The organism is Microbacterium lushaniae (assembly GCF_008727775.1).
GTDB lineage: Bacteria > Actinomycetota > Actinomycetes > Actinomycetales > Microbacteriaceae > Microbacterium > Microbacterium lushaniae.
The window spans coordinates 3,044,598-3,056,771 of the sequence record NZ_CP044232.1 but is presented as its reverse complement, the minus strand read 5'-3'; the positions used below and the strand labels follow the sequence as shown (position 1 = coordinate 3,056,771).

Below are 12,174 nucleotides of genomic sequence, written 5' to 3'. Positions count from 1 at the left end.
ATGATCGATCTGCGCATCGACGGCGACGTCGCGCACGTGGTGCTGAACAATCCCGCCAAGCTCAACGCGCTGGACGAGGCGGCGCTGCGGAGCCTCGACGCCGCGTACGCCGACGCCGAGGCGGCCGGCGTGCGTGCGCTCGTGCTGCGCGGGGAGGGCCGGGCATTCTGCGCCGGCCGCGACATCTCCGGCGTCGACCCGGCCACCGACGACGTGCACGGCTACCTCACGGGGCTCCTCACGCCGCTGCTCAAGCGGATGGCGCGGTTCCCTGCTCCCACCTTCGCCGCCGCCCACGGGGCGTGCCTGGGGGTGGGCCTGGGGCTGCTCATCGCCACCGACGTGGTCTACGTCGCCGACACCGCGAAAGTGGGGTCGCCGTTCGCCGCGCTGGGCGCGACGCTGGACTCGGGCGGCCACGCGCTGTTCTATCAGCGGCTCGGGGCGCACCGCACGCTCGACCTCATCTACTCCGGCGGGTTGCTCTCGGGTGAGGAGGCCGTCCGGCTGGGTCTGTTCTCGCGGAGCCTGCCGGCCGGCGAGGTGCAGGCGGCCGTCGGCGCGGCAGCCGTGACCGCCGCATCCGGCCCCACGGCGGCGTTCGTGGAGAGCAAGCGCATCATCGCCCTCCTCCGCGAGGAGCGCGCGGGCCTGTGGGAGGCGATCGCGGCCGAGAACCTCGCGCAGGAGGCGCTGCGCGACACCGCCGACTACCGCGAGGGATTCGCCGCCTTCCAGGCCAAGAGGCCTCCGGAGTTCACCGGGCGTTGAGCGAGCACGGGCAACAGTGCCTCTGGGGGTGAGCAGGCACTACTGTCGATGCATGCCGGAGTCGCTCACGCCGCGCGCGCAGCTCAGGGTCACGCTGCGGGAGCTCGCGTGGACGATCCACCGTCGCGCTCCCGCCCGCGCCGGGGTCGGTCCGCTGCCCACGAGTGAGATCGCGCTGCTCAAGCAGGTGCTGGATGGCCCGGGCGCGACGATCGGAGAGCTGGCCGCCGCCCTCGGGCTGCAGCAGCCCAACGTCAGTACGGCCGTCCGGCTCCTTCAGCAGCGGGGCTTCGTGCTGAAGGAACCGGATCCCTCCGACGGCCGCATCGTGCGCATCTTCGCGACCGAGCGCGGCGCCTCCGAGCATCGCGCGATCACCGACGCGTGGACCGAGGGGCTCGCCGCCGCCTTTGACCGGCTCACCCCGGAACACCAGGCGATGCTCGACAACGCCCTGGACGCCCTGCAGGCGCTGAACCGGATCCTGCGCGCCGAGTCCTGACCGGCCGCCGCCGGATCGGAGTCGCCCGCCTCAGCGTCCGAAGCCGGACGCATCCGCCGCCGCCGCGAGACTGTGCCAGGTCTCGTACGTGAGGCGGGCGGCCGCCTCGGTGTCGCCCGCCGCACACAGGTCGATGAAGCGTTCGTGACGCTCGATCGACGCGCGCCCATCATCCGAGCCGAAGCGCAGTCGCTCGGCACGGCGGACGACGGGATGGAACAGCTCCAGCACCGCGGCCAGCGCCCGATTACGCGCCGCGGCGATCACGACGGCGTGCAGGTCGTCGTCGGCCCGCAGTGCGCCGTCGGTGTCGCCGTCTTCCAGTGCTGCGGCGAAACGGCGGTTCGCCGCGCGCATCCGCTCGATGTCGTCCGCATCCAGCCGTAACACGCCCTCGCGGACGGAGAGTTCGTGCATCGCGGCCACGACATCGCGTGCCTCGCGCACGGTGGCCTCGTCGATGCTGCTGACCGTGGTGGAGCGCCCGGGCTGCGTCACCACGAGGCCACTAGCCGCCAGACGCAGGAGGGCCTCCCGCACGGGCGTGCGGCTCACCCCCAGCCATGCCGCGAGCTCACCGTCCTTCAGCTGCTCACCCGGCGCGAACGTGCCGTCGACGATGGCGTCGCGCAGCCGCCCGTACACGTCGTCGCGGAGCAGCATGCGGTCGAGCGCGGGGCTGTCGGCGGGAATCGGCATGCAATATATTGCACTCGGTTCGCGTCCCCGGTGCAAGGCGGCGCGCCGCCGGCGGGGGATCATCGTCCTCCCGCCGGCGGATCGGTCAGAGCGGCCAGCCGGTGTACGCCTCGGCGAGGTAGGCCCGCCCGTGCTCGGACTCCACGACGCTGCGCAGTTCGCCCAGCTGACGCAGGCGATCGAAGTCGGATGCGTCGGGGGCGACGTGCAGCATGCTGGTCATCCACCACGAGAAGTGCTGCGCCTTCCAGATGCGCCGGAGAGCGGTCTCGGCATACGCGTCCACGAGCCGCTCGTCGCCGTCCTGGAGGAGGGCACGCAGCGCCCGCTCGAGCACGAGCACGTCCGCCACGGCGAGGTTCATGCCCTTCGCGCCGGTGGGCGGAACCGTGTGCGCGGCATCTCCGACGAGGGCGACCCGGCCGCGGCGCAGCTCGTGAGCGACGAAACTGCGGAACCGCAGCACGTCGCGCTGGAAGATCGGGCCCTCCCGAAGGGTCGTGCCCGGAACCCGGGTCTGCAGCGCATCCCACAGCTCCGCCTCGCTGAAGGCGGCGGGGTCCGCCTCCGGATCGCACTGGAAGTACATGCGCTGGATCGTGGCGCTGCGCTGGCTGATGAGCGCGAAGCCGTCGGGGGAGTTGCTGTAGATGAGCTCCTCGGCACTGGGTGGGGCCTCGCACAGGATGCCGAACCACGCGAACGGGTACTCGCGGAAGTATCCGCCGGTGGGTGAGCCCGTGACCGCCTCGCGGGCGACGCTGCGCGATCCGTCCGCGCCGACGACGAAGTCGGCCTCGATCTCCAGCCGTGCACCGTCCGCGTCGATCGCGACGACGCGCGGTCGGTCGGTGCCGGCGTCCTCGACGCGCTCCGCGGTCACGCCGAAGCGCAGGTCCTGCCCGCCGGCCAGGCGCGCGGCGATGAGGTCTTTGAGAACCTCGTGCTGGGGGTACAGCCACACCGCGCGCCCGACGAGGCCGGCGAAGTCGATGCGGTGGCCCTCGCCGGCGAAGCGCAGCTCGATGCCGTCATGCCGGTTGCCGGCGGTGCGGACGCGATCGGATGCTCCGGTCGCCTCGAGCACCTCGACGGTGCCCTGCTCGAGGATCCCGGCCCGGATCGTCGTCTCGATCTCCGCGCGGGTGCGCTGGTCGATCACGACTGAATCGATGCCGGCGTCGGCCAGCAGGTGCGAGAGCAGCAGCCCGGCGGGGCCGGCGCCGATGATGGCCACACGGGTGCGGACGGGGGTGGTCATGGGGTCTCCTTCGACGGACGTACCCACCGATCCTGCAGGATCAGCCCCCCGCCGCGCGATCGGATTCCCGTTCAATGGGAGGTGGGTCCAGTGCGACGCGGATGTCCTGGGCGGCGCGGCGCAATTCGGCGAGGGGCTGATCGATCGCGGCGTCGCGGGGGAGGACGACGGACAGGGCCGCCACCACCTCACCGGTGCGCTCCCGGATGGGCACCGCCACACCGGTGGACACGGTCTCGACGAACCCGGGCGCCGCGGCATGGCCGAGCCGGCGCACCTCCGCGAGCTTGCGCCGGAGTGCGGCCGGGTCGACGAGGGTCTCGCGCGACATCGGCCGCAGGGGTGCGGACAGCAGCCGCTCCTGCACGTCCGCGTCGGCGTACGCGAGCAGGACGAGACCCGACGACGACGCGTGCAGCGGCAGGCGACCCGCGATCCGCGTCACGTTCGCGCCGGAGGCCGGGTCGCTCAGTCGCTCGAGGAACAGCGCCTCGTCCTGTTCGCGGATCGCCAACTGGGTGTGCTGGCGCACCCGGGCCTGGACGCGCTCCATGTACGGCAACGCGACTTGCCGCAGGTGCAGCGCGTACGACGAGCGGGTCGCCAGTTCCCACAGGCGCATGCCCACCCGCACGCGCCGGTCGTCGGCGCGCTCGAGCAGCCCCGTGGCGACCAGCTCGCCGACGATGCGGTGGGCGGTGGAATCGGGCAGCCCCGCGTGCCGGGCGATCTCGGCGGCGGTCTGCACGGTCCGCGTGGGGGTGAAGGTCTCCAGGATCCGCACCAGCCGGTCGGTCATCGAGTCGCCCGAGGGGGAGTTCGCCATCGGCCCAGCCTCCCACGCGGCCCGCCGCCGGCCGGGCGAACCCGTCGTCGCGGTTTTACCGCGCCGCCCCGCCCGCGGTCAATCCGGAGCGCGGAATCGCCCGCGGGAGTAGAACTGTGCGCGGATCGCGGCGCGGCCGCCGAAGGAAGGAACGCGGATGTCCTCGTCCAAGGTGCAGGTCAAGGAAGTCAGATCCCTCGTGCCGGCGCGGATGGACCGCCTGCCGTGGTCGCGATTCCACTGGATGATCGTGGTGGGCCTCGGCTTCTCCTGGATCCTGGACGGCCTGGAGGTGCAGATCGTCGCAGCCAACGGCTACGCCCAGACGCTGGGGATGGGCGCCTTCGAGGTCGGGCTGGCCGGCACCTTCTACCTGCTGGGGCAGGTCACCGGCGCTCTCGTGTTCGGGCGGCTGACCGACCGGCTCGGCCGCAAGAAGCTGTTCATCCTGTCCCTCGTGGTCTACCTCGCCGGCAGCGCGATCGCGGGCCTGGCGTTCGCGCCCTGGTTCTTCTACATCTGGCGTTTCGTCGCCGGCGCGGGCATCGGCGGGGAGTACGCCGCGATCAACTCCGCGATCGACGAGATCATCCCGTCGAAGTACCGGGGACGGGTCGACATCGCCATCAACGGCACCTACTGGGGCGGGGCGGCGCTGGGCGCCGTCGCCAACATCTTCTTCCTCAACACCGACCTCCTGCCGCAGGATGTGGGCTGGCGTCTCAGCTTCTTCCTCGGCCCGGTCCTGGGGCTGCTGATCATCTGGCTGCGCCGCCACATCCCGGAGAGCCCGCGGTGGCAGATGACGCACGGCCGAGAGGAGGAGGCCGAGCGCAACGTCGACGAGATCGAGGAGCGCATCCGCAACGAGGGCAAGACCATCAGCCCCGTGGACGACGCCAAGGCGATCACGGTGAAGGAATACGGTCAGGTGCCTTTCCTCGTTATCGCGAAGGTGCTGTTCCGGAAGTATCCGCGGCGCACGCTCGTGGGCGTCACGATGATGGTGACGCAGTCGTTCCTGTACAACGCGATCTTCTTCACGTATGCGCTCGTGCTGCAGAACTTCTACGACACCCCGCCCGCCTCCGCGGGGCAGTACTTCATCATCTTCGCCGTCGGCAACCTCGCCGGAGCACTGATCCTCGGCCACTTCTTCGACACGTGGGGGCGGCGGCGGATGCTGTTCGGCACCTATGTGCTGGCGGGCTTGATCCTGCTGTTCAGCGCCTTCCTCTTCAACGCGGGAGTCCTCAACGCCGGTACCCACACGGCGTTCTGGTGCGCCTCGTTCTTCTTCGCCTCCGCGGGAGCATCGGCGGCGTACCTCACCGTCAGCGAGATCTTCCCGCTCGAACTGCGCAGCCAGGTGATCTCGTATGTGTTCTCGATCGGTCAGCTCGTCGGATCGATCGCGCCCGCGCTGTACGGTGCGCTCATCGGCGACGGCACCGACCGCACCCCGCTGTTCTGGGGGTATGTGCTCGGGTCGGTCGTCATGATCGTCGGCGGCGTCATCTCGGGCGTTTTCGGTGTGAGCGCGGCGGGCAAGTCGCTGGAAGACATCGCCGACCCGCTGTCGCTCGTCGCCGGCGCCGACGGGAAGGTCACACCCGACGAGGACGACGGAAAGGAGGCGGCCTCCGCCGACCCGAAGTAGGGCCGGCGCCGGCGCTAGGGTGAAGGCATGGGGTCCAGGCCGGACGAGCGCGGCGCGCTCGGGCGGATGCTGCAGGTGCTGGAGTGCTTCGACGAGGACGAGCCGGCGCTGACCGTGGCCGAGATGTCCCGGCGCACCGGCATCCCGCTGTCATCGCTGCACCGCTGGGTCGCCGTCCTCGCCCGCGAAGGGCTGCTGGCGCGAGGTCCCGGTGCCACCTATGCGATCGGCTCGCGCCTGTGGGAGCTGGGTGAGCTCTCCCCGCTGTCGCTGCGGCTGCGCGAGACGGCGCTGCCGCATCTGGCGCGGCTGTACGAAGCCACGGGGGAGAACGTCCACCTGGGGGTGCTGGACGGCACGTCGCCGGAGACGTCCACGGTGCTCTTCGTGGGCCGGGTGACGGGGCTGAACTCGATCCCGGTGGTCAGCCGTGCGGGGGCCGCGGGCCGCTCCACACCACCGGGGTGGGCAAGGCGCTCCTCTCCACACGCGACGAATCCTGGCTGCGCCGGTATCTGCGCACCCCGCGCGAGCCGGAGACGCAGCACTCGGTCATCGCCGAGGAGGCGCTGCGCGCCGACATCGACCGTGCCCGCGCCCGCGGCTTCGCGACGACGCGGGAGGAGATGACCCTCGGCAACGTCTCCGTCGCGGCCGCGCTGCCGCGCGTCGAGGGTCTCCCCCCGGTCGCGATCGGACTCGTGGTGCACCTGGACCGCGCCGACGAGCGGCGACTCGGCCCTCTCGTCGTCCAGACCGCGCGCGACCTCCACGCCGCCCTCCGCGACGCCCGCTGACCCGGATCCCCCGCGAGACTGCACGCCGCCGACGAAACCCCGACATAATGCCGCTGTCTCGCCGGTGGCGTGCAGTCTCGCGGATGGCGTGGGTCGGGTCGGGGGGCGCGACCGGGCCTGGCGCGGGAGGTCGGGGCGGCGTAAGCTGGTCGCTATACGCACGACTGTTCGCTGTGCGGACGGATAGGGAGCCGGAGTGATCGACAAGACCGTGCCAGACGTCGAATCGGCGGTTGCGGGCATCCAGGATGGTGCGACCGTCCTGATCGGCGGATTCGGGCGCGCCGGCCAGCCCGTCGAGCTGATCGACGCACTGATCGCCCACGGGGCGCGCGAGTTGACCATCGTCAACAACAACGCGGGCAACGGAGACACGGGTCTGGCGGCGCTCCTGGCAGCGCGACGCGTGCGCAAGATCGTGTGCTCCTTCCCGCGGCAGAGCGACTCGTGGGTCTTCGACGGCCTCTACCGCGCCGGTGACATCGAGCTGGAGCTCGTCCCCCAGGGCAACCTCGCCGAACGCATCCGTGCCGCCGGCGCCGGTGTCGGCGCGTTCTTCTCGCCGACGGGCGTAGGCACCCAGCTCGCCGACGGCAAGGAGACCCGCGAGATCGACGGTCGCACCTACGTGCTCGAATACCCGATCCGCGGCGACGTGGCCCTGATCAGCGCCTATCGCGCCGACCGGTGGGGCAACCTCGTCTACCGGGAGACCGCGCGCAACTTCGGCCCCATCATGGCCACCGCCGCCGCCACCACGATCGTGCAGGTCGACGAGATCGTGCCCCTGGGTGCGCTCGATCCCGAAGCCGTCGTCACCCCCGGCCTGTTCGTGGACCGTGTCGTCGCCGTCGGCGAGCGGCCCTGGCTGCGCGAGGGCGAGTTCGTCGGCGGCGTCGACCTGGAAGGGCGGCCGCTGGAGGCCGCGACAGGAGGAGAGCGATGACCACGCGTCTGTCCCGCGACGACCTCGCCCGCCGCATCGCGGCCGACATCCCCGAGGGCGCGTACGTCAACCTCGGCATCGGTGCGCCGACCCTGGTGGCGAACTTCCTGCCCGCCGACGAGGAGATCATCCTCCACACCGAGAACGGACTGCTCGGGATGGGGCCGGCCCCCGAGTCCGGTCACGTGGACCCCGACCTCATCAACGCCGGCAAGCAGGCCGTGACGGCGCTGGCGGGGGCGGCGTACTTCCACCACGCCGACTCGTTCGCGATGATGCGCGGCGGCCACCTCGACGTGTGCGTGCTCGGGGCCTTCCAGGTCTCGCAGACTGGCGACCTCGCCAACTGGTCCACCGGCGCACCGGGCGCGATCCCGGCGGTGGGCGGGGCCATGGATCTGGCCATCGGCGCGAAGGACGTCTACGTCATGACCGATCTGCTGACCAAGGACGGCGGCTCCAAGCTCGTCGCCTCCTGCACGTATCCGCTCACCGGTGTCGGGTGCGTCTCGCGCGTGTACACCGACCACGCCATCTTCGACGTGACGGCGGAGGGCTTCGCCGTCCGCGAGCTGTTCGGCGACAACACCGTCGACGAACTCCGGTCGCTGACCGGACTCGACCTGATCGACGCGACGGCGGATGCCGCGGCATCCGCCGAAGGGACCCAGTCATGACCGCCAGTTTCGTCTTCGACGCCGTCCGCACCCCCTTCGGCCGAGCCGGTGGCGCGCTCGCCGGCGTCCGGCCGGACGACCTCGCCGCGCTCACGATGCGCGCGATCGTCGACCGCACGGGCCTGGATCCCGCGCGCATCGATGACGTGATCTTCGGCGATGCCAACCAGGCCGGAGAGGACAACCGCAACGTCGCCCGGTTCGCGGCGCTCCTGGCGGGCTTTCCGACCAGCGTGACCGGCGTCACGGTGAACCGGCTGTGCGCGTCGTCGCTGGAGGCGGCCATCCAGGCCGCGCGCGCCGTGGAGACCGGCGACGCCGACATCGTGCTCGCCGGCGGCGTGGAATCGATGAGCCGCGCGCCGTTCGTGGTGGAGAAGTCGCCCCGGCCGTGGCCGGCGGTGGGCAACCAGACCCTGTGGAACACCGCCATCGGGTGGCGCATGGTGAATCCGAAGCTGCCCGCGCACTGGACCATCTCCAACGGCGAGTCGGCGGAGAAGATCGCGCGCGAGTGGGGGATCAGCCGCGAGGCGCAGGACGAATTCGCCGTGCGCTCGCACCGGCTGGCCGCCGCCGCGTGGGCGGAGGGCGTGTACGACCCCGAGATCGTGCAGGTGCCCGGGGCCGAGCTGGCGCGCGACGAAGGCATCCGCGACGACACGTCGGTGGAGAAGCTCGCAGGTCTGAAGCCCCTGTTCGCGCAGGACGGTTCGGTCACGGCCGGAAACTCCTCGCCCATCAACGACGGCGCTTCGGCCGTGCTGATCGCCGGTGAGAACGCGCTGCCCGCAGAGCCCCTGGCCCGCATCGCCGGCCGGGCCACGCACGGCGTCGACCCCGACCAGTTCCCCATCGCTCCCATCGAGGCGGCCAACAAGGCCCTCGCCCGCGCAGGACGCACGTGGGCGGATGTCGACGTCGTCGAGTTGAACGAGGCGTTCGCGTCGCAGTCGCTCGCGTGCATCGCCGGCTGGCCCGATCTCGACCCGGAGAAGGTCAACATCCACGGCGGTGCGCTGGCGATGGGGCACCCGCTCGGAGCGTCCGGCGGCCGCATCCTCGGACACGCGGCGCACGAGCTGGCCCGTCGCGGCGGCGGGATCGCCGTTGTGGCGATCTGCATCGGCGTCGGACAGGGCCTGGCCGTCGTCCTCGAGCGCTGAGCCCGCGGATAGGGTGAGGCGGTGACCGACGACACCGCACCACCCCCGGCGTCGGCTGACTTCGTCCAGTCGCTCGCCCGCGGCCTGGCCGTCATCCGCGCCTTCGATGCGGATCATCCCGCGCTCACCCTCAGCGACGCGGCGCGGCGCGCCGGGCTTCCGCGGGCGGCCGCGCGACGGTTTCTGCACACCTTGGAGACACTCGGGTACGTGCGGGCGGATGCGCGCACGTACTCCCTCACCCCGCGCGTGCTCGAGCTGGGGTTCAGCTACCTCTCGGCGCTGTCGCTTCCCGAGATCGTCCAGCCGCACCTCGAGCGACTCTCCCGCGAGGTCGACGAGAGCGTCTCGGCGGCGGTGCTCGACGGCCCCGACATCGTGTACGTGGCCCGCGTCCCCACCCGCCGCATCATGAGCGTGCGGATCACGATCGGCACACGTTTCCCCGCGTACGCCACGAGCATGGGGCGGGTGCTGCTGGCCGCGCTCCCCGAGAGGGAGGCGGCCGATCTGATCGCCTCCGCACACCCCGAGCCGCTCACCCCGCGCACGCGCACGGATGCGGCGGCCCTGACCGCGGAGTTGGAGCGCGTCCGGTCGCAGGGGTGGGCGCTCGTGGACGGCGAACTCGAGCCGGGCCTCCGCTCGGTCGCCGCGCCCGTGCACGGCCGCAGCGGCGCCGTCGTGGCTGCGGTGAACGTCTCGGCCAGTGCCGCCGGCCACCGTGTCGAGCACCTGCGCGACGCGTGCCTGCCGGCGCTGCTGTCGGCGACCGCCGCGATCGACGCGGACATCCGATTGCTCTGAGGACCCCGCCCACCGCGGCGTGTGCCCGATCGTGTTAGGAAGGAGCACATGACCTCCGCCCCGCCCGTCGGACTGCTGATGCGGCGGAAGCGCGACACCGCACGCGACATCCACCGGGCGGCGCTCGACCTCTCGGTCGCGATCGGGCGCAGCTTGGCGGTGAACCTGCGCGAGCGGATGACCGCCCTCGCCGGCGCGCTCGGCTCGGAGGCCCGCGCATGACCGCGCCCGCGGCGATCGTCGTCATGGGGGTCTCGGCGGCGGGCAAATCCAGCGTCGCCGCCGCCCTCTCGGAGCGCCTCGGCCTCCCGTGGGCCGATGCCGACGGTCTGCACTCGGCTGACAACGTGGCGAAGATGGCGGCGGGACAACCGCTCAGCGACGATGACCGCTGGCCCTGGCTGGATGCGGTCGGGCAGGCGCTCGCCGCCGGCGCCGCGACCGGCGGGATGATCGTGGCGTGCTCGGCGCTCCGGCGCTCGTACCGCGACCGCATCCGCCGGCACGCGCCGGACGCGGTGTTCGTGCACCTGAGCGCGCCCGATGAGGTGCTCGCCGCGCGGGCCGCCGCCCGCACCGGGCACTTCATGCCCACGACGCTGCTGGCGTCGCAGCTGGCGACCCTCGAGCCGCTCGGCCTCGACGAACCCGGCGTCGTGGTGGATGTCACCCCGCCCGTCGCCGACGTCGCCGACCAGGCCGCCCGTGCGCTCTCGGCGGGGAGCTGAGTCCGTGCCCACGCGTCTGCTGCTCATCTCAGACACGCACGTGCCCGCCCGCGCGCGCACGATCCCGCCTGCGGTGCTGCGCGCGGCGGATGCGGCGGATCTGATCGTCCACGCCGGGGACTGGATCGTCGCATCCGTGCTGGACGAGCTGGAGGAGCACGGCGACGTGCTGGGGGTGTGGGGCAACAACGACGGACCGGACCTGCGGGCACGACTCCCCGAGATCGCGCGGCGGGAGGTGGACGGCATCCGGCTCGCCGTGGTGCACGAGACCGGGCAGGCGAAAGGCCGCGAGGCGCGCATGGACGCCGCGTTCCCCGGCACCGACGTGCTCGTCTTCGGGCACAGCCACATCCCGTGGGACACCACCACGGCCGGTGGGATGCGGCTGCTCAATCCCGGCTCGCCCACCGACCGGCGCCGCCAGCCCCGGCACACCTACCTCACCGCGGTGGCGGACTCCGGCGTTCTCCGCGACGTGCGCCTCATCGAACTCTGACCGCCCGGGTGTGGCGGGAGTCCACCGCCGTTGCTTGACAGCGGAACGCGTGGGCGTTTACATGAGTGCAGTGTCACTTCACACGCGTGCGGATCACCTGTGTGAGAGGGGAAGCCGGCCATGAGTGGACGCACGATTCTCGTCGCCGGCGGATCGTCGGGCATCGGCCTGGAACTGGCCAAGGACCTCGTGGCCACCGGGGACTCCGTCGTGCTGACGAGCCGGAGCCTCGAACGGGCGCAGGAGGTGGCGGGCAGCCTCGGCCCGCGGGCGACGGGGATCGCGCTGGAGCTGGCCGAACCGGAAGGCATCGCCGCCCAGCTGCGCGACGTGGAGGGCCTGGACGGGCTCGTCCTGATGGCGATCGAGCGCGACGCGAACACGATCCGCGATTACGACGTCGCCGGTGCGCGCCGGCTCGTGACACTCAAGCTCGTCGGGTACACCGAGACGGTCCACACGCTCCTGGATCGGCTGACGCCCTCCGTCGACACCGGCATCGTGCTCTTCGGGGGTCGCGCGAAGGATGCGCCCTATCCCGGTTCGACGACCGTGTCGACGATCAACGGCGGCGTGGAGGGTCTCATGACCACGCTGGCGTGGGAGCTCGCCCCCATCCGGGTCAACTCCCTGCACCCCGGGATCATCGGCGACAGCCCCTTCTGGGCGGGCAAGCCCGAGGGAGTGCTCGACGGCTATCGCGATCGCACGCCGGGGGGAGAGCTCGCCACGATGGCCGACGTCGTGGATGCGACGAAGTTCCTGCTCTTCAACCGCGGCGTCAGCGCTCACACGCTCCATGTCGACCGGGCCTGGCGCATCGCCTGACCCGGCC

General features: G+C 71.8%; 15 protein-coding genes and 1 pseudogene. 13 read left to right on the top strand and 3 right to left on the bottom strand.

Annotation, left to right across the window (positions count from 1 at the left end; genetic code table 11):
- Both F6J85_RS14785 and F6J85_RS14780 read left to right on the top strand, forming a co-directional pair.
- Positions 1 to 771: an enoyl-CoA hydratase/isomerase family protein gene (locus F6J85_RS14785; RefSeq protein ID WP_150926164.1), complete on the top strand. Its 771-nt coding sequence runs from the start codon at positions 1 to 3 to the stop codon at positions 769 to 771.
- Between the two features lie 52 nt (positions 772 to 823).
- Positions 824 to 1,273: a MarR family winged helix-turn-helix transcriptional regulator gene (locus F6J85_RS14780; protein ID WP_150919297.1), complete on the top strand. Its 450-nt coding sequence runs from the start codon at positions 824 to 826 to the stop codon at positions 1,271 to 1,273.
- 30 nt (positions 1,274 to 1,303) lie between these two features.
- On the opposite strand, the gene F6J85_RS14775 is transcribed toward F6J85_RS14780, so the two are convergent.
- From F6J85_RS14775 to F6J85_RS14765, 3 genes are all read right to left on the bottom strand, one after another.
- The gene (locus F6J85_RS14775) at positions 1,304 to 1,972 is read right to left on the bottom strand and encodes a GntR family transcriptional regulator (RefSeq protein ID WP_150926162.1); all 669 of its coding nucleotides are present in this window, start codon (positions 1,970 to 1,972) and stop codon (positions 1,304 to 1,306) included.
- 85 nt (positions 1,973 to 2,057) lie between these two features.
- Positions 2,058 to 3,233 carry a 4-hydroxybenzoate 3-monooxygenase gene (locus tag F6J85_RS14770; RefSeq protein ID WP_150926160.1) on the bottom strand — a complete coding sequence of 392 codons (1,176 nt, stop codon included), beginning with the start codon at positions 3,231 to 3,233 and terminating at the stop codon, positions 2,058 to 2,060.
- Between the two features lie 40 nt (positions 3,234 to 3,273).
- Positions 3,274 to 4,059 (bottom strand): IclR family transcriptional regulator, encoded by a 786-nt coding sequence (locus F6J85_RS14765; protein WP_150919291.1) that lies wholly within the window; start codon positions 4,057 to 4,059, stop codon positions 3,274 to 3,276.
- Positions 4,060 to 4,216: 157 nt separating this feature from the next.
- On the opposite strand from F6J85_RS14765, the gene F6J85_RS14760 reads away from it, so the two are divergent.
- The 11 genes and pseudogenes from F6J85_RS14760 to F6J85_RS14720 all read left to right on the top strand — a co-directional run bounded on the left by F6J85_RS14760 (position 4,217) and on the right by F6J85_RS14720 (position 12,167).
- Positions 4,217 to 5,719 (top strand): MFS transporter, encoded by a 1,503-nt coding sequence (locus F6J85_RS14760; RefSeq protein WP_150926159.1) that lies wholly within the window; start codon positions 4,217 to 4,219, stop codon positions 5,717 to 5,719.
- A 27-nt stretch (positions 5,720 to 5,746) separates the two neighbouring features.
- A pseudogene (locus tag F6J85_RS18065) lies at positions 5,747 to 5,863 on the top strand (helix-turn-helix domain-containing protein); the annotation flags it as partial.
- 320 nt (positions 5,864 to 6,183) lie between these two features.
- On the top strand, positions 6,184 to 6,516 hold the full coding sequence (locus F6J85_RS18060; protein ID WP_238706976.1) for an IclR family transcriptional regulator C-terminal domain-containing protein: 333 nt from the start codon (positions 6,184 to 6,186) through the stop codon (positions 6,514 to 6,516).
- A 196-nt stretch (positions 6,517 to 6,712) separates the two neighbouring features.
- Positions 6,713 to 7,462, top strand: a complete 750-nt coding sequence (locus F6J85_RS14750; protein WP_150926157.1) for a 3-oxoacid CoA-transferase subunit A — start codon at positions 6,713 to 6,715, stop codon at positions 7,460 to 7,462.
- Positions 7,459 to 8,139: a 3-oxoacid CoA-transferase subunit B gene (locus F6J85_RS14745; RefSeq protein ID WP_150926155.1), complete on the top strand. Its 681-nt coding sequence runs from the start codon at positions 7,459 to 7,461 to the stop codon at positions 8,137 to 8,139. Before F6J85_RS14750 ends, F6J85_RS14745 begins: the two co-directional genes overlap by 4 nt.
- The gene (locus tag F6J85_RS14740) at positions 8,136 to 9,305 is read left to right on the top strand and encodes a thiolase family protein (protein WP_150919281.1); all 1,170 of its coding nucleotides are present in this window, start codon (positions 8,136 to 8,138) and stop codon (positions 9,303 to 9,305) included. Before F6J85_RS14745 ends, F6J85_RS14740 begins: the two co-directional genes overlap by 4 nt.
- A 21-nt stretch (positions 9,306 to 9,326) precedes the next feature.
- Positions 9,327 to 10,112, top strand: coding sequence for an IclR family transcriptional regulator domain-containing protein (locus tag F6J85_RS14735; protein WP_150926153.1), 786 nt, complete (start codon positions 9,327 to 9,329; stop codon positions 10,110 to 10,112).
- Between the two features lie 48 nt (positions 10,113 to 10,160).
- Positions 10,161 to 10,334, top strand: a complete 174-nt coding sequence (locus F6J85_RS17760) for a hypothetical protein (RefSeq protein WP_191906633.1) — start codon at positions 10,161 to 10,163, stop codon at positions 10,332 to 10,334.
- On the top strand, positions 10,331 to 10,840 hold the full coding sequence (locus F6J85_RS14730) for a gluconokinase (RefSeq protein WP_150926151.1): 510 nt from the start codon (positions 10,331 to 10,333) through the stop codon (positions 10,838 to 10,840). Before F6J85_RS17760 ends, F6J85_RS14730 begins: the two co-directional genes overlap by 4 nt.
- A gap of 4 nt (positions 10,841 to 10,844) precedes the next feature.
- Positions 10,845 to 11,339, top strand: a complete 495-nt coding sequence (locus tag F6J85_RS14725) for a metallophosphoesterase family protein (protein WP_202980837.1) — start codon at positions 10,845 to 10,847, stop codon at positions 11,337 to 11,339.
- Between the two features lie 120 nt (positions 11,340 to 11,459).
- A complete protein-coding gene (locus F6J85_RS14720; RefSeq protein ID WP_150926147.1) occupies positions 11,460 to 12,167 on the top strand; it encodes an SDR family NAD(P)-dependent oxidoreductase in 708 nt (235 codons plus the stop codon).
- Positions 12,168 to 12,174: the final 7 nt, after the last annotated feature.

Bases quoted from the DNA above. Each gene is read 5' to 3' on its own strand.
- F6J85_RS14740 (WP_150919281.1), top strand. From the start codon at position 8,136: ATGACCGCCAGTTTCGTCTTCGACGCCGTCCGCACCCCCTTCGGCCGA.
- F6J85_RS17760 (WP_191906633.1), top strand. From the start codon at position 10,161: ATGACCTCCGCCCCGCCCGTCGGACTGCTGATGCGGCGGAAGCGCGAC.
- F6J85_RS14760 (WP_150926159.1), top strand. From the start codon at position 4,217: ATGTCCTCGTCCAAGGTGCAGGTCAAGGAAGTCAGATCCCTCGTGCCG.
- F6J85_RS14785 (WP_150926164.1), top strand. From the start codon at position 1: ATGATCGATCTGCGCATCGACGGCGACGTCGCGCACGTGGTGCTGAAC.
- F6J85_RS14780 (WP_150919297.1), top strand. From the start codon at position 824: ATGCCGGAGTCGCTCACGCCGCGCGCGCAGCTCAGGGTCACGCTGCGG.
- F6J85_RS14730 (WP_150926151.1), top strand. From the start codon at position 10,331: ATGACCGCGCCCGCGGCGATCGTCGTCATGGGGGTCTCGGCGGCGGGC.
- F6J85_RS14765 (WP_150919291.1), bottom strand. From the start codon at position 4,059: ATGGCGAACTCCCCCTCGGGCGACTCGATGACCGACCGGCTGGTGCGG.
- F6J85_RS14720 (WP_150926147.1), top strand. From the start codon at position 11,460: ATGAGTGGACGCACGATTCTCGTCGCCGGCGGATCGTCGGGCATCGGC.
- F6J85_RS14770 (WP_150926160.1), bottom strand. From the start codon at position 3,233: ATGACCACCCCCGTCCGCACCCGTGTGGCCATCATCGGCGCCGGCCCC.
- F6J85_RS14745 (WP_150926155.1), top strand. From the start codon at position 7,459: ATGACCACGCGTCTGTCCCGCGACGACCTCGCCCGCCGCATCGCGGCC.
- F6J85_RS14775 (WP_150926162.1), bottom strand. From the start codon at position 1,972: ATGCCGATTCCCGCCGACAGCCCCGCGCTCGACCGCATGCTGCTCCGC.